The organism is Alicyclobacillus sp. ALC3 (assembly GCF_028751195.1).
Taxonomy (GTDB): Bacteria; Bacillota; Bacilli; order Alicyclobacillales; family Alicyclobacillaceae; genus Alicyclobacillus_L.
This window is the reverse complement of the sequence record NZ_CP066784.1, coordinates 3,373,570-3,397,101: the sequence shown is the minus strand read 5'-3', so window position 1 is coordinate 3,397,101 and position 23,532 is coordinate 3,373,570. Positions and strand designations below refer to the sequence as shown.

The 23,532-nt window shown below is 58.8% G+C and carries 23 protein-coding genes; 1 reads left to right on the top strand and 22 read right to left on the bottom strand.

Translation table 11 applies throughout. From position 1 onward, the window contains the following. Positions 1-268: 268 nt before the first annotated feature. From JC200_RS15615 to JC200_RS15575, 9 genes are all read right to left on the bottom strand, one after another. Positions 269-451 (bottom strand): hypothetical protein, encoded by a 183-nt coding sequence (locus JC200_RS15615; protein ID WP_274432608.1) that lies wholly within the window; start codon positions 449-451, stop codon positions 269-271. Beyond that, positions 435-2,768 carry a xanthine dehydrogenase family protein molybdopterin-binding subunit gene (locus JC200_RS15610; protein ID WP_274432606.1) on the bottom strand — a complete coding sequence of 778 codons (2,334 nt, stop codon included), beginning with the start codon at positions 2,766-2,768 and terminating at the stop codon, positions 435-437. The genes JC200_RS15615 and JC200_RS15610 overlap by 17 nt, the downstream gene beginning before the upstream one ends. Next, on the bottom strand, positions 2,765-3,253 hold the full coding sequence (locus tag JC200_RS15605; protein ID WP_274432605.1) for a (2Fe-2S)-binding protein: 489 nt from the start codon (positions 3,251-3,253) through the stop codon (positions 2,765-2,767). The genes JC200_RS15610 and JC200_RS15605 overlap by 4 nt, the downstream gene beginning before the upstream one ends. After that, on the bottom strand, positions 3,253-4,068 hold the full coding sequence (locus JC200_RS15600; protein ID WP_274432604.1) for an FAD binding domain-containing protein: 816 nt from the start codon (positions 4,066-4,068) through the stop codon (positions 3,253-3,255). The genes JC200_RS15605 and JC200_RS15600 overlap by 1 nt, the downstream gene beginning before the upstream one ends. A gap of 173 nt (positions 4,069-4,241) precedes the next feature. After that, positions 4,242-4,964 (bottom strand): VWA domain-containing protein, encoded by a 723-nt coding sequence (locus tag JC200_RS15595; protein WP_274432603.1) that lies wholly within the window; start codon positions 4,962-4,964, stop codon positions 4,242-4,244. Positions 4,965-5,129: 165 nt separating this feature from the next. After that, complete coding sequence (locus tag JC200_RS15590; protein WP_274432602.1) at positions 5,130-6,011, bottom strand: AAA family ATPase; 882 nt, start codon at positions 6,009-6,011, stop codon at positions 5,130-5,132. Positions 6,012-6,045: 34 nt separating this feature from the next. Beyond that, positions 6,046-6,489: an SRPBCC family protein gene (locus JC200_RS15585; RefSeq protein ID WP_274432601.1), complete on the bottom strand. Its 444-nt coding sequence runs from the start codon at positions 6,487-6,489 to the stop codon at positions 6,046-6,048. A gap of 52 nt (positions 6,490-6,541) precedes the next feature. After that, on the bottom strand, positions 6,542-7,549 hold the full coding sequence (locus JC200_RS15580; protein WP_274432600.1) for an acrylyl-CoA reductase family protein: 1,008 nt from the start codon (positions 7,547-7,549) through the stop codon (positions 6,542-6,544). A gap of 171 nt (positions 7,550-7,720) precedes the next feature. Continuing rightward, a complete protein-coding gene (locus tag JC200_RS15575; RefSeq protein ID WP_274432599.1) occupies positions 7,721-8,143 on the bottom strand; it encodes an SRPBCC family protein in 423 nt (140 codons plus the stop codon). Between the two features lie 158 nt (positions 8,144-8,301). On the opposite strand from JC200_RS15575, the gene JC200_RS15570 reads away from it, so the two are divergent. Next, positions 8,302-9,315, top strand: a complete 1,014-nt coding sequence (locus tag JC200_RS15570; RefSeq protein WP_274432598.1) for a GGDEF domain-containing protein — start codon at positions 8,302-8,304, stop codon at positions 9,313-9,315. Here JC200_RS15570 and JC200_RS15565 read toward each other — a convergent pair. The 13 genes from JC200_RS15565 to JC200_RS15505 all read right to left on the bottom strand — a co-directional run bounded on the left by JC200_RS15565 (position 9,312) and on the right by JC200_RS15505 (position 23,369). Continuing rightward, on the bottom strand, positions 9,312-10,289 hold the full coding sequence (locus JC200_RS15565; protein WP_274432597.1) for a diacylglycerol/lipid kinase family protein: 978 nt from the start codon (positions 10,287-10,289) through the stop codon (positions 9,312-9,314). The two genes, JC200_RS15570 and JC200_RS15565, sit on opposite strands and share 4 nt — an antisense overlap. 60 nt (positions 10,290-10,349) lie before the next feature. Beyond that, on the bottom strand, positions 10,350-11,096 hold the full coding sequence (locus JC200_RS15560) for an NAD-dependent protein deacylase (RefSeq protein WP_274432596.1): 747 nt from the start codon (positions 11,094-11,096) through the stop codon (positions 10,350-10,352). Between the two features lie 33 nt (positions 11,097-11,129). Continuing rightward, positions 11,130-13,505, bottom strand: a complete 2,376-nt coding sequence (locus JC200_RS15555) for a GNAT family N-acetyltransferase (protein WP_274432595.1) — start codon at positions 13,503-13,505, stop codon at positions 11,130-11,132. A gap of 166 nt (positions 13,506-13,671) precedes the next feature. Continuing rightward, positions 13,672-14,280 carry a thioredoxin domain-containing protein gene (locus JC200_RS15550; RefSeq protein ID WP_274432594.1) on the bottom strand — a complete coding sequence of 203 codons (609 nt, stop codon included), beginning with the start codon at positions 14,278-14,280 and terminating at the stop codon, positions 13,672-13,674. 59 nt (positions 14,281-14,339) lie between these two features. Further along, positions 14,340-14,666 (bottom strand): thioredoxin family protein, encoded by a 327-nt coding sequence (locus JC200_RS15545; protein ID WP_274432593.1) that lies wholly within the window; start codon positions 14,664-14,666, stop codon positions 14,340-14,342. Positions 14,667-14,794: 128 nt separating this feature from the next. Further along, on the bottom strand, positions 14,795-16,237 hold the full coding sequence (locus JC200_RS15540) for a cobyrinic acid a,c-diamide synthase CobB (RefSeq protein WP_274432592.1): 1,443 nt from the start codon (positions 16,235-16,237) through the stop codon (positions 14,795-14,797). Further along, the gene (locus JC200_RS15535; RefSeq protein WP_274432591.1) at positions 16,224-17,108 is read right to left on the bottom strand and encodes an NAD(P)-dependent oxidoreductase; all 885 of its coding nucleotides are present in this window, start codon (positions 17,106-17,108) and stop codon (positions 16,224-16,226) included. Before JC200_RS15535 ends, JC200_RS15540 begins: the two co-directional genes overlap by 14 nt. A 160-nt stretch (positions 17,109-17,268) precedes the next feature. Beyond that, entirely contained in the window at positions 17,269-18,681 is a 1,413-nt protein-coding gene (locus JC200_RS15530; protein ID WP_274432590.1) for an amino acid permease, read from the bottom strand. Positions 18,682-19,016: 335 nt separating this feature from the next. Then, a complete protein-coding gene (locus JC200_RS15525; RefSeq protein WP_274432589.1) occupies positions 19,017-19,310 on the bottom strand; it encodes a hypothetical protein in 294 nt (97 codons plus the stop codon). A gap of 154 nt (positions 19,311-19,464) precedes the next feature. Beyond that, on the bottom strand, positions 19,465-20,436 hold the full coding sequence (locus tag JC200_RS15520) for an ATP-binding cassette domain-containing protein (protein WP_274432588.1): 972 nt from the start codon (positions 20,434-20,436) through the stop codon (positions 19,465-19,467). Beyond that, positions 20,417-21,205 carry an ABC transporter permease gene (locus JC200_RS15515; protein WP_274432587.1) on the bottom strand — a complete coding sequence of 263 codons (789 nt, stop codon included), beginning with the start codon at positions 21,203-21,205 and terminating at the stop codon, positions 20,417-20,419. Before JC200_RS15515 ends, JC200_RS15520 begins: the two co-directional genes overlap by 20 nt. Beyond that, positions 21,202-22,233, bottom strand: a complete 1,032-nt coding sequence (locus JC200_RS15510; RefSeq protein WP_274432586.1) for an extracellular solute-binding protein — start codon at positions 22,231-22,233, stop codon at positions 21,202-21,204. The genes JC200_RS15515 and JC200_RS15510 overlap by 4 nt, the downstream gene beginning before the upstream one ends. Positions 22,234-22,247: 14 nt before the next feature. Next, a complete protein-coding gene (locus JC200_RS15505) occupies positions 22,248-23,369 on the bottom strand; it encodes a substrate-binding domain-containing protein (RefSeq protein WP_274432585.1) in 1,122 nt (373 codons plus the stop codon). Between the last annotated feature and the right edge of the window lie 163 nt (positions 23,370-23,532).

Here is a 23,532-nt window from a genome sequence, read left to right as displayed (position 1 = left end):
AAGCTGCCCGGAGACCCTTATGCATCCTCTGATACCCAGAATCGGCGAGTTAAGTGACGTATAGGCTGTCGCGGGCAGGTTAATTCGGTGTGATGGGCGCCGAATTGACGATATAAGCTGCCCTGTGCCGCTAACAACGTGGGAGGCGTGGGGGCCGGGGTGCCTGCTCTGCTCTCCTGCCCGCGAAGAAGAGGGGTGCCCATTCGACCGATTTGCTGTCGGTCGGGGGCACCCCTGGTCTCCTCACTCACATTTTTGGCTGGCTGTCTTAAGCCGCATCACACGCCTGCCCAACGCCTGCCCAACGCCTGCCCAACGCCTGCCCAACGCCTGCCCAACGCCTGCCCAACGCCTGCCCAACGCCTGCCCAACGCCTGCCCAACGCCTGCCCAACGCCTGCCCAACGCCTGCCCAACGCCTGCCCAACGCCTGCGTCAGCCTGCGCTGACACTACCTTGCGACACCCACTCGCGCACCTTCTCCGGTGTCACCGGCAGTTCGGCGACCATGACGCCAAACGGCTCGAGCGCGTCGGAGACCGCGTTTGCCACAGCGGCTGGGGCAGCGATGAGCGAGCCCTCGCCCATGCCTTTGAATCCGCCAGCACTCTCGGACGGCGTTTCGAGATGCACAACCTTCATGTTCGGAACGTCCGTCATCGCGGGAAGCAGGTAGTCGACAAGCGACGTCGTCGTCAGTTGTCCGTTTTCGTCGTACTTCAGTTCCTCGAGCAGCGCCTCGCCGATGCCTTGTGCGACACCGCCGTGAATCTGCCCTTCGACAATCATCGGGTTGATCAATTTGCCGCAGTCGTTGGCTACGGCGTAGTCGACGGTTTGCACGAAACCCGTCCGCGGGTCGACCTCGACGACGGCAATATGCGTCCCGTTGGAGAACGTCATCGGCCGCTGCGGCCGGTACCGCGCGATGACTTCGAGCCCCGGCGTCACGCCTTCCGGCAGCCGCTTCACGTCCGTGTACGCCGTCTGCGCCAATTCCCGAATCGTCAGCGAGCGGGACGGCACGCCAGCCACAAACGCCTTGCCGCTTTCGATCTCGATGTCCGCTTCCGACGCCTCCAGCAGGTGTCCAGCAATCTTCGCAAGCTTGTCGCGCATCTCCTTGCTCGCGCTGATTGCGGCACCGCCGCCGATCGTGCCCGACCGGCTGCCGCCCGTGCCGCCGCCAAACGGCGCGCTGTCGGTGTCGCCGTGCAAGATCACGATGTCATTCATGTCGACGCCGAGCTGGTCGGCGATAATCTGCGCCATCGTCGTCTCGTGCCCCTGCCCGGATGGCCCAAGGCCGAGCGCTGCCGTGACAGTGCCGTTTGGTTCAATGCGAATCGTGCAGGCTTCGTACGGGATCGATCCCGCTTCGGACGCCGCCATTGCTGTCGGCTCCACGAACACGGAGATGCCAAGGCCGATGTAGCGGCCTTGTTTGCGCAGGTCTGCCTGGCGCTTACGGAACTCTTCGTACCCAATCAGGTCGAGTGCCGCCTCCATCGATTCCCCGTATGTGCCCTTGTCGTAGACGAGCCCACCCGGGTTCTTGTAGGGGAATTCGGCTGGCTGAATCATGTTCATCCGCCTGACTTCCACCGGGTCTTTACCGAGTGCGCGCGCGACACGGTCGATAATACCTTCCTGCACCAGCGACGCCGGTGGTCCCCACACGCCGCGGTAGGCGCCAAGCGGCGCCTTGTTCGAGAACGTGCAGTCAATCACGGTGTGCAGGTGCGGGATGCTGTAGGGTCCGGTCAAAATCATCGACGCCAGCGATGTCTCACCGACCGCACCCGAGAACGGCACAGCCGGATACGCGCCGACGTCTGCCATCAGGTGGTCGCGCACAGCAAGAACGCGGCCGTCATCATCGTAGGCGACCTCGAAGTCGTGGATGTTGTCACGCGCGTGGTAGTCTGCGAGCATGGACTCCGTGCGGTCGCTGACCCACTTCACGGGTCGGCGCAGCTTCTGCGATGCGACGATGACAACCACGTACTCCGGGTAATGGCCGGCCTTGATGCCAAACGCGCCGCCCACTTCCGGTACGACGACACGGATGCGGTTCTCCGGGATGTTCAGGTACTCGGCTAGTCCCTCACGCAATCCATGCGGCGACTGGTGGCCCACGTAGACGGTCAGGCGGCCAGAGAAGGGATCAACCATGGCGGCGCAGCCACGGTTCTCCATTGCGGCGCCGGTTTGGCGATTCAGTTTGAACGTGTCCTTCAGGTGGTGCGGAGCGTTGTCGAAGGCTGCGTCAAACCCTTCCGTCTTGCGCTCCCGGTGGAACATGACGTTCGAGCGGTCATCCCAGACTGTCCGCGTCTCAGGCTTCAGCGCGTCGCGAATGCCAAGGACAGGCTCGATGGACTCATAGCGGATTTTCACCAAGTCGCAGGCGTCCTCCGCAATGTAGCGGTTCTCGGCGATGACGGCGACCACCGGTTCCCCGACGTACCGCACCTCATCCACAGCGAGCACCGGCTGGTCCACGTGGTTGGACTCGTCCGGGAGCATGACTGGGCATTCCGTGTGTGTGAACACCGCCATGACGCCTGGTACTTGCTTAGCAGCCTCGACGTCAATCGAGACGATTTTTGCGGCGGGTCGGTCAGAGCGCACAAATGCCACTTCGAGCATGCCTGGAAATTCAATGTCGTCGAGGTAGCGCCCACTGCCAGACAACAGGCGAGCATCTTCAATGCGCGTGACGCGTCCACCCGTGAATTGCGGTTTCACGAACTCTTCTCCACTCATCCGCGCCGCCTCCTCTCTGCAGCGTCCTTCACAGCTTCAACGATAAACTGGTAGCCTGTGCAGCGACACAGGTTGCCCGACAGGGCTTCGCGGATCTCGTCTTCCGTCGGGTCAGGATTGCGCTCGAGCAAAGCCTCTGTCGTGACGACCATCGCTGGCGTACAATACCCGCACTGCAACGCGTGGCGGTCCTGGAAAGCCTGTTGCACGTCCATCAGTGACTCATCGGGACTGAAACCTTCAATGGTCTTAATCGCCGCTCCATCTGCCTGGACGGCAAACAGCAGACAACTGCGCTGCGGTTGCCCGTCGATGAGGACCGTGCAGGCGCCACAGACGCCTTGCTCGCAACCGACGTGCGTGCCGGTCAAACCGAGCTGGTGACGCAGTACATCCGACAGAAGCCAGCGTGGCTCAACTTCAACCGTATAGGATTGTCCATTTACATGCAGTGTGACCGACTGCAGTTGACTGACCGTCGACATTACGCTCGCCTCCCGCGTGCATTTTGGTAAGCCGCCTCCGCCACTTCGACCGCCAATTGACGGCGGTACTCCGGTTCGCTAAGCGGGTCAAGTTCCTGCGCAAGTTCCACCAACAGCTGTCGGCGAGCCGTCTCGTCCGCCGGAAGTTCGAGTTCACGGCGTTCCGGTCCACCGCTGACGCCAAACCAGGTCACGGCTGACGCACCGTTGTCTGCGACCGCCACGAACGCGCCAGCGAGCGCGAAGTCGCCTGGCCGACGCGCGAACTCCGCAAAGCCGTACGACGTCCCAGACGGAACAGGAATGTGGACAGCGGTCAGAAGCTCACTCGGTTGGATGTCCGTAGTTAGAAGGCCGAGGTAAAACTCCTCTGCAGGCACCATTCGAGTGCCGTCGACGGACTGTAGCTCAAGTGTTGCGCGCAAGGCCACCATCGCGGCGGGGAGTTCGGATGCGGGGTCGGCGTGCGTCAGCGAACCACCGAGCGTGCCTCGTGTGCGAATCGCCCAGTGACCCACTTCTCCCGCCGCGTCCGCGAGGACCGGTAACAGTTCCCGCACTAGGGGGCTCTCGTGAAGTTCCTGGTGCCGCACCAAAGCACCGAGTGCAACACCACTGTCTGTGGTTCGAATGTAGGAGAGTTCTTTGACTTGATTGATGTCAACCAACTTCGCAGGTCGGCTCAAACGAAAGTTCATCATTGGAATCAGGCTTTGTCCGCCAGCGATGACCTTTGCATCACCATCCTCTGCCAACAGGCGCAGCGCGTCTGTCAGGACAGTCGGTCGTTCATACGCAAATGCGACCGGTTTCATCAGAGTCCCTTCCTTCTACAGTCATGTAGCGTGTCTCGTCCAGCGATGCAGGCCGGTCTCGCAGGGCCGGTCTCGCAGGGCCGGTCTCGCAGGGCCGGTCTCGCAGGGCCGGTCTCGCAGGGCCGGTCTCGCAGGACCCGTCTCGCAGGACCCGTCTCGCAGGACGACCACACTCAAATTTGAACGTACTGCGCAAAGCGCAGGAAATCATCAGCTGTCGCACCCGGGTACATCCCCGCAACGAGCGGTTTTGCCGTTCGCAGAGCGCGAGTCCGAGGCTGAAACCCAGGTGTTCCTTGAAGCGGATTTAACCAAAACAAGTTGCAGCCGGCCTGGCGCATGCGCCGCAGGGCAGTCGCGAGGGCTTCAGGTTGTCCGACATCCCAGCCATCCGAGATGACAACAATCGTCGTCCCCGGCCGCAACCACCGGCCGCCAAACCGCTCATTGAATTCAGTCAGCACGCCGCCGATATTGGTGCCACCTGCCCAGACCTGCTCGATGCGCGCCAGTTCACGCCGCGCCGCGCCAAATGGGCGTTTCAGCGCTGAAGTTACGTCTTCGATGTTGGTACCAAACGGGAAGACTCCCACTTGGTCGTAGCGCTGCACAAATCCGTATGCGAACGCTAGGCACACATCACGGACGTCCGACATCGACCCAGACACGTCCCACAGGATGGCAATGCGCCCCGGCCGACGTTTCGCGCGGCGCCGCTCAAACTCAAAGTCCGGCTTGCCGGCTCGCGCCCACTGACGCGCCGTTTTCCGCCAGTCGACACCGTGGCGTCCCATCAAAAGCCGTGGCAAGCGACTCGGCACTGTCGGCGCCACGCTAGTCCGCCGCGGCAGGCGGTCAATCCAACGCGGAGGAGGCTCAAAGTCGACTTCACTCAACCTGCGCCCCACTTGCAGCGTCGCTTCTCCCGCCCCGATTTCTGTATCAGGAGAATCTGGCGCGTCAACGTCGCCATCACGTTCGCCGGATGCAGAATCTGTCTGTGGCGCATCACCGGGCGCAGGCGGTTCGCTCTCTTGCGTGTCCGCCTCGCCGTCTGGCAGTCAAGTATCGCCGATAAGCTCCGCGATGCGACTTCGCACTGTTTCCATATCCATCGCATCTTTTACGACACACCCGAGCGTCTGTCCAACCCAGGCGGCGTTCCATGCCGCGTGAGCCGTTTTGGCGAACGCTTCGGCCCAGTCAAGTGTCTCGCTCAGCCCAGGTGGCTTCATCAGGTCAAAGCTGCGCAACTTCCGTACCGCTGCCACCAGGTTTTGTGCAACGTCCGGCGGTAGGTCGGGTACACGCAACGCCACAACGGCCTGCTCGCGCTCTGCACTCGGCCAATCAACATGGTGATAGAGGCAGCGCCTGCGCAGTGCGTCGCTGAGCGGTCGCGTGCGGTTGGATGTCAGAATCGTGACTGGCACCACCTCAGCGTGAACCGTGCGCCATTCCGGGATTGAAATCTGATACTCGGCCAGATACTCCAAGAGCAGAGCTTCAAACGCTTCATCGGCGCGGTCGACTTCATCGATCAACAACACGGCTCCGTGGTCGCTCTGCAAGGCGCGCAAAAGCGGCCGCGGCAGTATGTACTTCTCCGTGAACACGTCGTCCGCGCGGTTTGCGGTGAGGTCGGCAAGTTGCCGATGGTAATTCCAGTCGTATAAAGCCTGCGCTGCGTCCATGCCCTCAAAGCACTGCAGTCGGAACAAGTCACGATTGAGAGCCTCCGCCAGCGCTTTGGCCAGCGCCGTCTTCCCAACACCTGCTGGACCCTCGAGCAAGAGCGGCCGACCAAGCGTTACTGCAAGGGACGCCATCGACGCAAGCGAGTCGTCTGCGAGGTACCCTGTCCGCTCGAGTTGCTCTCGATACGAAGCCACAGCTTCGGCCGAGCGGGCGACTTGTCTGATGCTGTCTGCGTCTAAATGCAACGACTCACCCCACCTCGGCGGCTGACCGTGAATGTCAGTCGGATTGCTTGGCTGCTTTTAACACGCCGTTGAAAAACTGATTGACGAGCAGTTTGGCGACACCGGACAACATGCGCTGGCCAACGCCGGCAACTTTACCGCCCACTTTGGCCTCTCCGTCGTACGTCACCTTCGTTCCCTCGCCGTCGGCTGTCATCGTGACGGTCACGTCGGATTCCAGAAACCCCATCGAACCCTCGCCCTTGATGAGCAGTCGATAGTGTTCTCCCGGCGCAATGTCAGCCATCTCGAGTTCGCCATCGTAGCTGCCTTTAATGCCTGCTACTCCAACTTCCATTTGTGCCTTGAAGCGGGTCTCAGACTCCGGTTCGAGAGATTTCAGGCCAGGCATGGCTTTAGTGATCACGGACGGATCAGTTAACAGCTGGTAGGTCTCCATCGGCGTGGTTGGAAACACCTTTTCACCGGATAGATGCATGACCATCCCCCTCTCCTGCGTATAGCACCATTCTAACAAATTGTCCGCGGCTTTACTTCTGTAATTGAACCACGACTCGGCCTTGTACCTGGTTGTTGAGAATCTCCTTCAGTACCGTCGGCACTTCTTCAAGTCCAACCACTCGAGTCATCCCTGCCAGTTGCTTCGTCACATTCCAGTCTGTTGCCAACTTGCGCCACAGCCCCATGCGAAGTTCACGCGCTGCGTAGACAGAGTCGATGCCAAGCAAGTTCACTCCACGCAGGATAAACGGAAACACGGTCGCTTCCAAATTCGGCCCACCCGTCAGACCGCAGGCTGAGACGGAAGCACCATAGCGCAAACTACGCAAGACACTGGAGAGTGTCTGTCCGCCAACGGGATCGACTGCGCCAGCCCAGCGCTGTTGGTCGAGCGATTTGCCTACAGGCACGAGCACCTCGTCACGGCCAATCACGTCTGATGCGCCGAGTGTGCGCAGAAGTTCGTGAGCCGTCTGTTTCCCCGTGCTCGCCACGACGGAATATCCAGACTTTGCCAAAATCGCAACTGCCACGCTACCGACGCCTCCACTTGCCCCAGTGACGAGGACCGGTCCCTGTCCCTTTTGAAGACCGTTTAGCAGCAGACGCTCAACCGACAGGGCCGCAGTGAACCCGGCAGTGCCAAGCACCATAGCGTCGAAAGCACTGAGCCCGCGCGGTAGCGGAATGACCCAACTCGCGGGTACACTTGCGTACTCAGCGTAGCCCCCAAACTGTGAGACACCCAGTTCGTAGCCGGTCACAAGCACCTGCGTGCCGACTTTGATGGCGCTGTCCTCAGACCACACGACAGTGCCAGCAAGGTCGATTCCGGGCACAATCGGGTACGTGCGAACGACGCGGCCCTGCTTAATGGATGCTAACCCGTCCTTGTAATTGACACTAGAGTACGCGACTTGGATGACAACCTCGTGTTGTGGCAAATCCGCAGCGGCGAGTTCACGCAGTTCCAATCGCACCTCGTCATTCTCGGAAACGGCCAGTAGAGCACGAAAACGCTCCGGGATCTGATTCATACTATTCCCTCCCATCCGACATTCACGTGCAGAGTGGTACGGGTACAGTTGGGGTCGACAAAGTAGGCTGGTTTTCGCGGTTTTCATCGGGGCAGCATAACCCTATTTTACCAGTCCACTGTGGTGTTTTGTAGTGTAAGCCACACGAAGAAACTTCAAACAATATGATCACTAGCGCGATTCAACATAGTTCGGCAAGTCTTGCTTCACTTTCTTCTCCCAGCCACCGTCCATGATCCCTCGGATCACTGTGTGAGGTTGGCCAAATCGCGTCCGCTTCTCTGCATCCCAGCCGGAGTGCACGAGCGTGAATTCTGTGTTGTGTTCCCCAACGCCGAGTAGTTCAAAACGAAGCGTCCAATCGTCGTCCCAACGGAATTCGACCACCTTTTTCGGCACAAGCTTAGTCACGGTACACGGGGAATCTCCAAACTGGCCCGAGTGGAGAAGGAAGTTTGCGCCGATTGTAGGTTCAAACGAATTTGGCATGAACCATCCGGCAATACCCTCGGACGTGGCGACAGCATCCCACACTTGTGCAACCGGAACGTAGAGACAGACAGAGTGGCGGATATCGGGCAGTGAGTGACTCAACGGTATTGCCCCCAGTAGCTGGCTAGATGTGTTTGCTACTAATGTAACAAACAGTGTCCAAACGTCAAAGGTAGTTCATGGTGCCGGGTCCGAAAAAAATCCCGTATACTAGATTTGATCGGAAGATGGGCTGTTCCAAGGGCGGAGAGTGACATAACGTGGTTTCTGAACAGAGCGACGAAGCAATCCCAGTGTCCGCAGACGCGATTCAAATCCAAATGCAAATCATGGCGGGGCTCGTCACCGGGATGCCGCTTGATGATGTACTAAAACTGGTGTTGCGCGGTATGTCTGCCCGCATGTCCGACTGTGACGTTGCCGTTTGGGTTGAGGAGCGAGTCGCAACTGAGCTGAGATTGGTGTTTCGCGCGGAAGTGCGCATGGCCATGGGAGGAGCCGTGCGAGAGAGGGCTGAACAGAGCACAGTAGTACCTGTGGAGGATGGCTTGTCTGACTCCGTCCTGGCGCAACTCCGCGCCCATTTTGGCGATCCCGCCAGTGTCCATGTGGAATGGATCGTGATCTACGACACGAAGAACCGGTCAGTTGGCGTTGTTGGCATTCACCCCCATGAACAGCGCGCCTTGACACGACTTGAGTTGCAATTTACGCGCCAGTACGTCTTGGTCGCCGGCTTGGCCATTGAAAAGGAGCAGCTCGACCGAGAAAACTTCCGGCTTGCTCATTTCGACTATTTGACTGACATTCCGAATCGGCGATTGTTTGAAGAGCGCCTGATAAACGGTATCAATCAGTCGCTCGAGTCTCGCCAACCGCTCTCGCTCGTGCTGATCGATGTCGATAACTTCAAGCTCATCAACGACACGTATGGCCACGCGGCAGGCGACCGCGTCCTGCAAATGGTCGCGCGCACTGCTCTGTCGAGGATGCGCGATGCCGATACAGTTGCTCGCATCGGCGGCGACGAGTTCGCCTTCGTCCTGACAAACACGACGGCTCCTTGCGCGCTCGAGTTTATCAATGAGATTCTCGAAGCCGTCAATAGACCCATGACGTGGCAAGGCCAGGTGATTCGAGTGCTCGCTTCGGCAGGCATCGTCGACTGTCCAGCTCATGGTTCGACCCCCGACGAACTGCTACACTGCGCGGACGTCAGCTTATACGCCGCCAAGCGCTCCGACACCGTCCGCGCCAAGCTGTACACGGCCTAAGTTTCGGTCGCGCCGTGTGAATCGGCCCTGCTTCGTGCAGGAAGCGGCGAGATCACCTTGATTGCGTTTGGCACCACGGTGAAACAGGCGTCCGCTCTGCCTGGCTGCTCACCGTCCAAATCGAGGAGGCACGTTGCATCGTCCGTTTTCACCGTCACTTCCCTCGCCGTAAGCAACTGCACTTTGGGGTGGGACCCGTGGGTTCCGCGGTAAATGCGCAGAAAGTTGCTGAACACCTCAGAGCGTGTCAGGTCCCCGAGCAAGATGACGTTCAACAAGCCGTCGTCAAGGGCGGCGTCTGGCGCAATTTTCATGCCACCGCCAAAGTAACGCCCGTTTGCGACAATGACGCCGTGGTATCGCCCAGACAGGGTGCGGTTGCCGTCGAGAACAATCTCGACTTCCTTGCCTTCATAGGTAAGCAGGGTGAGCAAAGCGCCGGCCATAAACGAAAACCAACCGCCAAAACGCTTCGACGTCTGATTGACCCGCTCGACGGTAGCACCACCGATGCCAACGCCGCCGACGTTCGCGAAATAGCGGCGGCCCGACGAACCGTCGTGTCGGATGTAGTCGCATCGACACAGGTCAATCACGTGCTCTGGCCCGTCGCGCAAAGCCTGCAAGGCTTGTCCAACCGACTTTGGCATGTTGAGTGTCCGGATGAAGTCGCAGCCGGTGCCGCGGGCAATCATCCCGAGCGCCGCAGATGGGTTGAGTGGCCGATCGCTTTCGAAAAAACCGTTCACCACTTCGTGTACTGAACCGTCGCCGCCGACTACGACAATCGTCTGGTGCCCCGCTCGCAGTGCTTCACGCGTCAATTCCGTCGCGTGACCAGGCCCCTCTGTAAAGACGGGATCGAGCGTGATCCCAAGACCCTCTGCAACCCCGGCAATCATCGGCCACTGTTCTCTGGTCTTGCCCCCAGCAGAGGCAGGGTTCACAACCACTTTCATGAAAATTCTGGACAACCCGCGTCCTCCTGTCTTGTCTCGTGCGGGTACGGCGAGCTACTGCACGGCTTTTGAAAGTTACTGAACGGTTTCCGCGAGTACCTTTCCGACTTTGTCGTGAATCACCAAATCCGCGCGGTGGTCTTCTTCTGTCTCATCGAGATTGACGATTACAAGCTTCGTGCGCTCTTTAATCACATACCGCGGCAGGTCTGCGACCGGGTAGACCGTCAGCGAAGTGCCAAGTACTAACATCAAATCGCACGTCCGCACGGCGCGCAGCGCTTCGGGCAGATGTCGGACCTCCTGCTCAAACAGCACGACGTCTGCTTGTAAGACAGTGTCACAAACGGCACCTTTCATCGACACGTACGAACACCTCGGCACTTCCTCCGCAAGCACGTAATCGAGGTTGTACCGGGACTGACAGACAGGGCACACAGCTTGCCTGATGCCACCGTGCATTTCGAGGACGTGCGTGCTGCCGGCTAATTGGTGCAAGCCGTCGACATTTTGTGTCAGCACCGTGACTTCCTTCCCCATCTCCTCCAAGCGCGCGAGCGCGAAGTGCCCAGCGTTCGGCTGCGCCTGCAGATGCTCTTCATTCATGAAGATCCGTTTGAACTTCGGCCAAAACAACTCCGGATACTCCTGCCAATACGAGAGCGACATTGCAATCATTGTCTCTTCATCTTCCCAGATGCCGCCCGGGGAGCGAAAATCCGGAATGCCAGACTCGGTGCTCATGCCTGCGCCGGTCAGGATAGTAATCTTCTGACTCTCCCGCAAGTACCTCTGCAGCTGCAAGCGTGCTGCTTCGTCCAAAACCGACCTCCCCTTCCCGTCTGCAAGCAAGCATTAAAGTGGCCCGATGTCTGGCTCACGAACCGACAGTGAAGCGTCGCCGACCATACAGGCGCTTGGGGCATCTGACAGGACTTGCAGATGTCCGAGTGTGACATTGTACACCTCTGGAACTTCCTCAGCCAACCGTGAGACCCGCAGCAGTACGTCCGCTACAGCCTCTGGAGCTTTCACGCTTGTCACCATATCGGCTGCATCGATGTCGGTGAGCGGGGTCATGCGAAAGACTGACCCGCCGCTGCCTGTCACGTGCACAACGGGACCAAACAACGCATGCGGCCTCACTTCGATTCGAAGTGTCTCATCCCCTGCCCGCAACGCGGGAACTGGTCGCATTTTACAGTCAATCCCGACACGTCCAAGTACATCGTGCGCCTGTGCACCGCTAAGTTCTTTCTTGCCATCGCCAAGCGCCCCCCGCACCAAATCCCGTGCCCCATCAACATCACAGCCCGGCAAATCGGGAATGCGGCCACGCAAACGAGCGCCGTCCTCGACATACTCTGTCACTCTGGCTAAGGCGTGGACCGCCTGCTCCGGGAACGGGTAGACGGGAATTCGTCGCTGTCCGGCGACAATTGTGCGCACGTGGTAGTCGCCGTGTGACAGAAAGTTTGCGACCACTGGCTTTTGCGACGGCCGCAAGTGCATCCCATCCTCAGGGTCCGCGTCGACCATCTCAATGGCTTCGCCAATCGCCGCAATTACTTCTTCCTCATCCGATATCGCGACAGGCGTGAACAGTACAACCACGGCATCGACATCGTGATCACGAAGCACTTGCGGCAGAACCTCGCGATAACTGTCCGCAAGCGCTTCAAAGCCAAGGTTGATGACCGGACCGACAAACGACAAGCCCTCGCGTTGCAGCGTATCCGCTGTCATCACAGCGCCGCCAGCAGTGTTAGTGACAACTGCCACCCGGCGTCCCTGCGGTTTCGGCTCGACTGCCAAGAGTGCTGCGACGTCAAACAGTTCCTGCAGCGTATCGAGCCGAATGATACCGGCCTGGCGGAATAGCCCGCCCACGACTGAATCCACCGCAGCTTCTTGCGCGCCAGGTAAGCGCGAGATGGCTGAGCCTCCTGGTGTGCGAGCCGATTTCACCACCAGGATTGGCTTGTGGCCGGCGACGCGCCGGGCAATTCGGGCAAACTTGCGCGGGTTTCCGAACGATTCTAGGTACAGAACGATCATGTCGACGTTTGCGTCGTCTTCCCAAAACTGCAACAAGTCGTTCGCTGATACGTCGACCTTGTTGCCAAGGCTCACAAAACTGGAGACGCCGACGCCAATCACACTCGCGTACTCCAGAATGGCCACTCCGAGCGCCCCAGAGTGACTCGCAATCGCAAGTTTACCTACACTCGGGAGCCTCGGCGCGAGACTCGCGTTCAGCTGAACATCAGGCGCAGTGTTAACAAGTCCGAGGCAGTTTGGCCCAATCAGACGGATGCCTGCAGCCCGCAGTTTGCGAGCCAACTCTCGTTCCTTTTCCCGCCCGGCCGCGTCCACTTCGCCGAAACCGGCAGAGACGACCATCACCGCTCGCACTTGCGCTTCAATGCAGTCTTCGATGACTACAGGCACTTGGTCGGCTGGCACCGCGACGATTGCGAGGTCTGGCGGTTCCGGCAGGCTGGCGAGCGAGGGGTAGGTTCGCATCGCCGACACAGCCGCCGTAGAGCGGTTCACAGGTGTTGCGATGCCCGTGTAGCCGCCGTCGACCACGTGATGAAGCAGCAAGTGCCCAGCGCGGTTCGGGTCACGCGAAGCGCCGACAACCGCGACCGTGTTGGGGCGAAAGAAAGGATGGAGAGAGGCTGCCGCGGCAAATTTTTCGCGCGTCTCCTGAAGAGCTCGGCTGCGCTCCGTCTCGCGCAAAGGCAGAATCAAATGCATCATTGTCGACTCGGTGCGGCGAACGAGTTCGTAGCCACTGGCCTGAAACACCTTTAACATCTGCTCATTCTCGTGCAGCACATAGGCTTCAAAGCGGCGAAAGCCATTGCGCCAGGCAGCTTGGGCCAAGTGTGCAAGCAGTAGCGAACCCAGACCATTACCGTGATAGGCGTCGCCGACGAAGAAGGCCGCCTCGGCGCTCTGGGCATCGACGCGCGAGTAGGTCCCAATGGCGATCGCCTGAGTCCCCGCCAAACACAACAACGACAGCCCATTCGGGCCGCCGTCGGAGATCATACTGCTGATGATTTTTTCACTAACTTCTCGCACCGCGTGAAAGAACCGGAGGTATAGGCTCTCCGGCGAAGCGCTCTGAAACAGATTGCGGATAAGCGCCCGGTGAACTTCAGTGTCCTCGGCCTTGAGCAGTTCTGCCACACGTCCATCTCTCAAGATGATGCGCGACATCTCCATCCCCTCCGCATCATCAGGCCACTGACATAATGCCAAGCACTAACTCGACCACACCAAGTAATCCAGCCACAATCATCACCAGACGGGTGAAACCACCCGGCATGCGTCCGTCCTTCACCTGACTCGCCACCCCCACCACCTCCTTCGCTCCTACGAGCTTCTAACCGAGCGCTGGTTGCCAAGCCGCCCAAGTATGTTCCCCATACAAGGCTCCAAGCTTTCCTTTCCAGGGAAATATCAAAGTTGGAAAACCAACTGGGACCAGACGCGTTGAGAAGTTCGGCGCGATGTAGTAGTACACTTGATAGTGTTGTAGGTGAAGCGCCGCTTCTTCAGCCTTGCCGAGCTGGACAGCCTGTTGCAGCGTCGTCCCCTGTGCGAAGCCTGTGCTGATTAAAATCGGGCGTTGCTTCATCGCTTGGCTGTGCTTGTTAAACAGGAGCAGTGTCCGTTGGCAGTGCGGGCACCAGTAGGCTTCCATCAAAATCGGCTGTTTCCTTGCGTCGAGGTGCACCACTTTGCCGCTCGCCGTGTAGACTGGGATGTTCTGATACAGAGACAGACTGGCTGCCGATGGGTCAAACTTCGCATCGGGCGTTACGACTTCCAGACTTGTCACAACACGAAATGGGGGATCAAGGGAAGAGCCTGTTGAACTCGCTGCTGTACCCTGTGCCCCAGTCGTCGTTTTCGGAGCCGTTCCTGTGCCACAACCGGCCAACGCCAAAATCAGCGCTGGGACGACCGCTGCAAGCCACCACCGTCGCACCCTGTCCTCACCCTCCTCAATACCACTGCGCCGTCACGACCAAAGCGCACGGCAAGCGTCTAAGCAATCACGTACGCTTGCTCGAGAAATTCGCTCACTTGCTGCTTGGTTTTAGCGTCTCGGCTGAACAGTCGATTCAGCAACACGCCGTTTTCAAACACGAGAAACGATGGAATTCCTCTGATTTCTAACTGGTCCGACACTTCCGGCATTAACTCCGCATTCGCGCGTGCCATACGAAACGCATCCTCGTATTGTTGTGCCCATTCGTCCAGATACGGTTCAATGCGTTTGCAGTCTGGGCACCAGCCTGTGTAAAATTCGACAACCGCACGTCCCTGTGCGATGAACTGTTGAAATTCTTCGTTGCTCTTCAGCTCTAGCATCGCTGCACCCCCGAAGACTATTATATCGATTGTCGCTGGCAGAAGCCAAGATGAATGAAGAACGTCGTCTTGCGTGCTCATACAGGAACGCTGCCATTTTCACGAGAACATCCAGTCGATACAATGACTCAACACACAGATGTCCCGTTTGCAAAGGCTTTACAGTTCTCGACAAAGCGCTTCGCCACGCGAGGATTAGATGCGAAACTCAGATGGGTGTACCCGCCGACCAAAGCGGCGTCACGGACACCTTCATCAGCCACATGCGCTCCCCCGTCACTCACCGTATAGGCGGGGGAAACCACCCGCTCCAAGGTGATCGTAGATGCGTGGAACTCGTGTCCGCGCAGACGTTCTCCACTGCCGAGGGGATGCAAAGGACCGGCCGTCGTCACCTCTCGATAACCGATCGCTGCCAGCTGTCGCAGCATCTGCACGCGGCCGGGTACGACTGCCGCCATTGACCACGTGTCGCCAGCGTGGTCCGTGATCGACTCCGCCAAAGCCATGTACCCGCCACACTCTGCGAGCACTGGCATTCCCGCGCTAATGTTCAAACGAAAGCTCTGCCAAACAGCAGTCTGCCACGAGAGGGTTTGCGCGAATTGCTCTGGGAACCCACCTCCGATGTACACACCGCCGACACCTGCTGGGATAACATCCCCTTCTAGAGGGCTAAACTCTACCAACTCAGCCCCGAACCACTCAAGTAGTTCGAGGTTTTCCGCATAGTAAAAGTTGAATGCCGCGTCGCGTGCGACCGCGATGCCGACCCTAGCTGTGTCTGACAGTTCCGGCCTCGTTGTGAAGATGTGCGCTTGCGGTTCAGCTATGACTGGTGCCGCTTTTGCCACTTGCAGTACCCTTTCCAGGTCGACGTTCTGACAAACCGTCTCGGCCAGACGCGTTAGGACCGGTGCCAGGTCACTTTGCTCTTGCGCAGGTACCAGCCCCAAGTGCCGCTCTGACAGCGAAATCTCAGCGTCCTTTGGCAACCAGCCAACAACAGGCACGCCACAGGCCGATTCAATGGCATCCCGCAAAATTGCGTAGTGGCCAGATCCAGCAATCCGGTTGAGGATCACGCCCGCTAGCCGCACCCCTTTGTCGAATTGCTGGAAGCCGAGAACGACTGCCGCGGCACTGCGGGCCAGAGCCCACCCGTCCACGACGAGCAGCACAGGGGCGTCCAGCAGTTTCGCGAGCTCCGCTGTGCTGCCCACCTCATCCGTCGCACTCTTGCCGTCAAACATCCCCATGACGCCTTCCACAATGCTTAGGTCAACCTCTGCACTTGCGCGCCAAAACAGTTCCCGAACCCCGTCTTTGCCTTGCATCCACGTATCAAGGTTGCGCGCGGGGCGATTCGTTGCAACCTGGTGGTAGCTGGCGTCAAGGTAGTCCGGACCTGCCTTGAACCCTTGCACGGTCTCTGCGCTCTGGGCAAAAGCGGCCATCAGGCCAATCGCAACCGTCGTCTTACCGACGCCGCTGTGTGTACCGGCAACGACGATGCGCGGCCTCGGTTCCGTCCGCGCTTGACCGTTGCCAGCCTGTTCAGTCTTCGACATAGTACTTGAACAACGCCTGCGTCCCGCTGTACGCTTCGCCGCGCTTGACCAGTGCATCGTACATTTCCTCAGACATCTTCACACCCGGCAGTTCCATCTGTAGCTGCTCAGCCATTTCTAGCGCGATCCGCAAGTCCTTGACCAAGTGTTGGATGTAGAACCCTGGCGCGAAGTCTCCTCGCAACATCCGCGGAGCGAGGTTGGACAGTGACCAACTGCCTGCGGCGCCACCGGTGATGCTCGCCAGTACTTTTTGCGGGTCAAGTCCGGACTTCATCGCGTAAGCCATCGACTCCGAGACACCAATCATATTGGTCGCGATGGCGATCTGATTGCACATCTTGCAGTGCTGCCCCATTCCGGCAGGCCCGTGGAGAATGATGTTTTGCCCGAGCACCTGGAAAACCGGCAGCACTTGTGCGTAGGCTTGCTCGTCTCCACCGACCATGATCACCAGTGAGCCATTTTTCGCTCCGATGTCACCACCTGACACGGGTGCGTCGAGCGCGGACAGTCCTCGCTCTGCTGCGTGTTCGGCGATCTTTCGTGCCAATGCGGGCGCAGAGGTCGTCATGTCAATGAGGATGGCTCCTTCGCGAGCACGCTCGACGATTCCATCTGCGCCAAGGTAGACCTCTTCCACATCGGTCGGAAAACCGACCATGGTAATCACCACGTCGGTTGCTGCAGCGACGTCACCAGGTGTCGCTGCCCACGCAGCACCCGCATCGATCAACTCTTGTGCCTTATCAGCCGACCGATTGTACACAACCAAGGAATAACCTGCATTCATCAAATTCCGCGCCATAGACTTGCCCATCACACCGGTCCCGACAAACCCGATGCGCACACTCTCCGGTGTCACTGTCACTCTGCTCATCCCTTCCACACAGATCAGGTCTCACTGTCCCACATCATAACATTCGGTCGGCCCAAGAAAGAGGGCCGACCGAATGACCTGTTGCTGTTTGGACGCAGTCAGAAGTGGAGCAACGCTGACAGCGGTTGCATTCTCAAGACCGCTTGCAGTATTACGTCGCCCTGTCAGCGTTCCCTCTGTTGCGGCCAGTCATCACAACGTGATAGAGCCAGAGCAACACGAGAAACGCCACGCCTGCAAACACGGAGACTCGCGTGAGCGGCGATACAACGATCGCCACAAACGAGGTGACGAGCAGGATGAGCCCGAGAATCGGCGTGAGCGGCCACAGTGGAACGGGAAACTTCAGCGTCCGCCCGGCCGCACGCGCACGGTGCCGAAACACCATCTCACTGACCAAGATAATCCCCCACACCCACAAGTCCGCGAACGCAGAGGCGCTCGTGATCCACACGTAGACATTGTTCGGCGCGAGGTAAGTGATGATTATCCCGACTGCGATGGCAGCTGCAGTCAACCACACCGCCACGTGTGGCACATGGCGCTTGTTCAGGCGCCCGACTGCTTGCTCAAAGCGACTGCCCGCGACATTGCTGAAGAGCATGCGGCTGCCGCCGTAGAGACCGGTATTACACGACGACAGCCCTGACAGGATAATGATGAGGTTGACCAATCCGGCTGCGACGGGAATGCCGATTTTCGCAAAGAGAAGTACGTATGGACTTCCGGAGTGTCCAATCAGGTACGTCCAGGGGAAGGCACAGAGCATGATAAAAACCGAACCTACGTACAATATGGCGATGCGAAGCGTCACCGTGTTGAACGCTCGGCGGACGTTTCGCTCCGGGTTCGCTGTCTCCCCTGATTCGACGGCGAGTGTCTCGACTCCAGCATAGGCCTGTACGACGAGCGAGATCCCCATAGCCAGACCGAGGATTCCGTTCGGGAAAAATCCGCGATGCACATACAGGTTGGTGAGCCACAGCGCATGACCGTGATTGAACGCACCAGTTGCGATGATCAGTGCGCCGAAGACCATAAATACAAGCACCGCGAGTACCTTCAGAATCGCGAACCAGTACTCTAGTTCGCCGAACACTTTCACCGTCAGCAGATTCGAGACGGTGAAGAGGATGAGCGCAATCAGCCCAGGCAGCCAGGCGGGTACTGCAGGCGCCCAAAATTCGACCAGCTTGCCAATCGCGGCCAGTTCAGACATGACCGTTGCAACCCAGAAGAACCACCACATACCAGCGGTGATGAAGCCCGTGCGAGCACCGAGCAAGTCGTGCGCGTACTGACTGAATGACCCGGAGACGGGGCGTTCCACGGTCATCTCGGCGAGGCTGCGCATGACGATGGCGACAATCAGGCCACAGACCGCGAAGTCAATGATCACGGCAGGTCCTGCCAACTTCACAGCCACGCTTGCACCGTAGAACAACCCGACGCCAATGACACCGCCAATCGCGAGCATCTGCATCTGTCGACTGGTCATGCTCCGCTTGAGCCCGTCGCCCGTCTGTCCTCGTGACCTTGGTTGCCCCTTAAGATTCAATGACACCCAATCCCTCCTCTGCTGCCGAACTCGCACATGATGTCTGCCGGAGTTCGAGACAGACAGTCATACATATGACACAAAGAGAGAGGGGTGAACTGTATACAAGCTGATCCACTTGCATCCCTCCTCGTGGACAAGGAGTTTTGCGCGCACTGAGGAAGGTTAGGCCAACTAGCAGACTTGGACTGTCGATTCCATACGAAGAGCCGCTCTGTTCTGGAGGAACAGGGCGGCTCCGGCACAACCACAGCAGCGTTTCTTTGTGCCGGCATGTCGCCACGCTGAGACTGTTGCGCACTTCGACATGCACACAACTTCAATCGACCGATGCTTCCAACCTACTGTTGTTGTTCACGTTTTGCCTTGCGCTCGCGCTCCTCGTACTCGGCATCCTTCAACGCAAGATAGAGAGATTTCTCAATCGTCCGGAGTCCCATCGCGTGCAGGCGGTCTTGCGCTTCCTTGCCAATCAGCCGTTCTACTTTTTCCAGTGTCTGACGTTCGAATCGTTTAACCGCCAAGTACTCGACAAGTCCCTCAAACTTCTCCAACGTGTAGTGCCAGCGAATCAGTAAGTCATTGCGCTCAATGGCAGATAGTTGCTCCACGTTCAGTACATCGCGAGCAGCCACGTCAGGTGACCTCCGGTCGACTTTCTGCTGTTGTCTGTTGCGTCGCAACACCGAGTTAACACGCCCCCATCACGTTCGTTCATTTACATACCTTATCCTACCACAACTTACCTTGAATGGAATAGTTGTTTGGTAGATTTATACTCGCAAACTTTCAGTGAAACTCGGGCGGTTCCAACAGTGTCAAGTCCACCCTGGCGCCGACAGTCACTGCGTCAAGCGGATGCGCTGAGATGACCAATGGTGTACGCGCTCCTGCGCTTCCATCGTCCGTAACGTCCACCGTAATGACTCGCCTGCCTTCTGAAAACCCGTCCGCAGTAACCACCCCAGAAAGGACTGGCCCGCGGTCTCGATAGGCGCCGATGACTACCCGCTCAGGGTGGATACCAACCACCCGCCCGGATTCCAATCGCAACCGTGCTGTGTATCCGACACGCCGGGCGACATCCCAGCTCGTCGGACGCAGGACCATGTCTGCGATTGGACCTTGTTGCAGTATTCGCCCATCCTCCATAACCGCCATGCGATTCGCGAGGCGCTCCGCTTCTGACAGTTGATGTGTGACGATCACGATGGTGACCCCCAGTGTCCGGTTGACCTCGCGCAACAAGTCCTGGAGCGCTCGCCTCGTGGCCCAATCCAGGGCAGCGAGCGGTTCGTCGAGAAGCAGCAAACGTGGCCGAGGCGCCAGCGCACGCGCAAGCGCGACGCGTTGCTGTTGACCTCCGGATAGTCCGTCGGGACGCACATTAAGAACAGACGCGAGGCCAAACTGTTCGATCAGATTGCCTGCAAAGGTCCCTGAAGCCCCGCGCAAGCCGTAGAAGATGTTCTGCCGCACCGTCAAGTGTGGAAACAGCCGTGCAGCCTGCTCCACATAGCCGAGTTTCCGCTTCCAGACTGGCACGTAGACGGAAGGACGCGCCATGGTATCAAGCCACGTTACTCCGTCCACCACAATGCGGCCAGTCGCTGCCGTCTCGAATCCAGCCACTGCCGAGAGCACACTCGTCTTACCTGCAGCCGACGGGCCAAACAGCGCGAACACTTCTCCAGCCTTCACCTCGAACTCCGCTTCTACAGTGAAGAACCGTCGCGGGATACTACAAGAGACGTGCAGCATGCCGACCCCTCCTCCACAGGACTGCGACCAGCGGGAGTGGCAACGCGGCCAACAGCAGAAACACCGCGAGCGGCAACGCGGCCGGCAGGCCTTGCTCCTGCAGGGCGATCCACACGCGAACAGGCAGTGTATTCGGATAATACGCCATGACAATGACGGCGCCAAACGCCCCGATTGCCCGCGCAAAGGCCATCGCAAATCCGACGGAGAGGCCAGGCAAGGCGAGCGGCAGCGTAATCCGGCGCATCGTCTCAGCGGGTGATGCACCAAGCGCAAGCGACGCCCGCTCTAGGCCCGTATCGACTTGGCTGAACGCGGCTTGCGCCGAGAATAAGTAATACGGCATCGCCTCGTAGATCTCTGCGAGAACCACCGCTAACAAGCTGTTCGTCGCGGTCCAGCCGAACTTTGTCAGCACCGCGCCAATCGCACCGTAGGGGCCGTAAAAAAACACCAGTAAGAGGCCGATGACAAGCGGCGGCATCAATAGCGGGATCAACATCAAGTACTCGACGACCCGCCAGAACGCGCTGTCTCTGCGCGCTAACAACCAACCGAGGGGCGTCCCGAAGACAAGGATGACGACCAATGCCACCACACTCGACACAAGTGATGTTCTGAGCGCTGCAGCGCCGCCGTTAACCCAAGCCTGTCCAAACGCACGCCACGACACGTGGCCGGCAAGTGCTACGAGCGGCACGAGCAGGAAGATGGCAGTCAGCAGAGCCAGCGGAATCAGCCACCAGACATGGCGAGAGGTACGCTTCACCGTGTCTTCAACTTCGCAATTTCCTGCGCAATCGGTGCCGGAATGTCCGATTGCGTGCCAAACAGAAGCGGTTTTGTCAGCGTGTAGCCCTGCTGTTTGTAGAGCGTCTGTGCAGCGGGAGAGAGCACAAACTTCACAAACGCCTCACCAGCCGCGCTATCAGGCGTTCCCTTCAGCGCCGAAATATAAACTTCAATCGGTGCACCCTTCGCGACCTTGCCACCAGCGAGACTCAGGCTCTGTGTGGCGTAGAGGGAAGCGTCAGCCGGGTCACCAAGGTTAATCGTGTTGGGCAGCGTAATGTATGGAAGTTTGCGCTCGACTGCTTCCGGGAGGTACGCGCTGCTCGCGTCTAACTGACCAGCCTGCAGGCGCGACAGGATGGACGTCTCCGAGAAAATTTGCTTCGGATTGTTGACGCTACCGAGAATCTTCTGCGCTGTCCCCTTTTGCAAGTGCAGTTCTTGCTCGGCAAGGCGCAGCATGAAAATGAACGCTTGTCCCTGCGGGTCAATGTTCGGGTCGGTGCGACCGAGGTGGAAGTTCGGCTGTTCCATCAGACTGAACAGCTTCGTGAGCGGTTCCTTTCCCTTCGCGATGGCGCTTAGTTGACTCGCGTACGGGCTCTGGGGTGAATAGGCGATGACGATGGGTGAACTCGCAAAACCCACGCTCCAAGTCGTGAATTTCGGGTCGATCACCTGGATTGGCGCGGTCCCGATGCTCATGAACACGTTTGGCGTCACTTCCTTCGAGGCAATCAACTGCGCCTGTGCAAACGCTCCATTACCTTGTCCCTGGTATCTAATTCCGGTCGCCCTCGTAAAGGCTGGCCCGACATACTGGTCGTTTGCGAGTTGCAGCGAACCGGCGTACGCGACAAACGCGGTGCCGGCAGCAGCCGCGTTCGATGTGCCGCTCGTTGCCGCACTGTTGTTCGCACCGCCTGTGGTGCCACAACCAGCCACAACCAGTGCAGCCGCGACCGTTAGACTGACTGCTGTCGCCCATCTATGTACTCTCTTCATCTTCGCGCCTCCATTCAATCCACCATTGAACTGCCTGTCCGACTCACATCGTACGGGCCGTACCGCCCTAAATCCCAACGAAACCGGTCTTGCGACAGTACATCCAGTAGAGTGGCGACCCCATCGTCGGCGGACACTGTCTTCGGAATCAACAGTTCACATACCTCTGACTGAATCGGCAGGAAGTCCGCGCCCACTTGTGCCGCTGCGCTCGCGATACCGATACCGACATCGGCTAGTCCCGCTGTCACCGCCATTGCCACTTCCAGGTGGCCCGAGAGGGTCGAATCGTAACCCGGTACATCGTCCGGATTGACCTGGCACTCACCGAGCAAACGGTCAAGCAGTGTTCTGGTCCCCGCTCCCACGGGTCGGTTCGCCAACCGCAGGCGCCCGCTTCCGAGCGCTTCCGCAGTCGAAAAGCCAGCCGGATTGCCGCGACGCACGATCCAACCAAGTTGCCAGGAAGCGAAGTGCACGCGTTCCACGCGGCCGAGTTGGTCTGGTAGCACTGGTGCTGCACCAACTGGGTAGTGCAACGCGGCCACCTGTGCTGCGCGGCTCTCGAGCAGTCGCAGCGCATGGCGGTTATCTGCCGAGTCCCACACCACGGAATGCCCGCGACTGTGGTTGCGCTGTGCATGCGTGATCAAGAGACTAAGCCCAATGTCGCACCCCGCCACAACCAGTGACCGTTGCCATGGGCTGTGAGGTGCGTGTTCCACACAGACCTGCCCAGTCTCATTGCGGTCCGTAACCACTCCCACCATCGGGGCTGATAAGCCGAGTGCCGACATCCCGGACGGCGCAGGGCGAGCCAGCGGTCGCTCATCTGTTCCAACAAGCAACACCCGGTCACCGGTGCCAAGTTCAGGCCAAAGCGGTGAGTCCTGTGCTGTGGGGGAACGAGCCCCTGCGACCTCAACCCAAGCGGAAGCTTCCTCGTCATCCACAAACAATTGTTCCACAGTCGTGTCAAAGACCCGTGCAAGCTTGAGCGCAAGAGCCGTGCTAGGCACGACCTGCATGGTTTCGATTAAGTGCAGCGCCTGCCGCGTCACACCGATGCGCCGAGCCAAGTCCGCCTGCGCCAAGCCCGCCTCGACGCGCAAGTCCCGAACTCTGTTGGACAGCAACCCTACGCCCCCGTCCCACCACCGGACATTTTAGTTTACATGTTGTCAATTATACTTTACCAACCGATTTTCGCCAAGGTTGTCCAACCTACAGCGCGTTCGCACGATGAACCCTCCCTGTGAAATCGACGGATATGGGCGTCGCCACGCGATGTTTCGTCGA

What these genes read in the sequence shown, in the direction of transcription:
- JC200_RS15610 (WP_274432606.1), bottom strand. Translation starts at nt 2,768, where the DNA reads ATGAGTGGAGAAGAGTTCGTGAAACCGCAATTCACGGGTGGACGCGTC.
- JC200_RS15545 (WP_274432593.1), bottom strand. Translation starts at nt 14,666, where the DNA reads ATGCTAGAGCTGAAGAGCAACGAAGAATTTCAACAGTTCATCGCACAG.
- JC200_RS15585 (WP_274432601.1), bottom strand. Translation starts at nt 6,489, where the DNA reads ATGCATCTATCCGGTGAAAAGGTGTTTCCAACCACGCCGATGGAGACC.
- JC200_RS15555 (WP_274432595.1), bottom strand. Translation starts at nt 13,505, where the DNA reads ATGTCGCGCATCATCTTGAGAGATGGACGTGTGGCAGAACTGCTCAAG.
- JC200_RS15605 (WP_274432605.1), bottom strand. Translation starts at nt 3,253, where the DNA reads ATGTCGACGGTCAGTCAACTGCAGTCGGTCACACTGCATGTAAATGGA.
- JC200_RS15510 (WP_274432586.1), bottom strand. Translation starts at nt 22,233, where the DNA reads ATGAAGAGAGTACATAGATGGGCGACAGCAGTCAGTCTAACGGTCGCG.
- JC200_RS15580 (WP_274432600.1), bottom strand. Translation starts at nt 7,549, where the DNA reads ATGAATCAGATCCCGGAGCGTTTTCGTGCTCTACTGGCCGTTTCCGAG.
- JC200_RS15600 (WP_274432604.1), bottom strand. Translation starts at nt 4,068, where the DNA reads ATGAAACCGGTCGCATTTGCGTATGAACGACCGACTGTCCTGACAGAC.
- JC200_RS15520 (WP_274432588.1), bottom strand. Translation starts at nt 20,436, where the DNA reads ATGCTGCACGTCTCTTGTAGTATCCCGCGACGGTTCTTCACTGTAGAA.
- JC200_RS15540 (WP_274432592.1), bottom strand. Translation starts at nt 16,237, where the DNA reads ATGTCGAAGACTGAACAGGCTGGCAACGGTCAAGCGCGGACGGAACCG.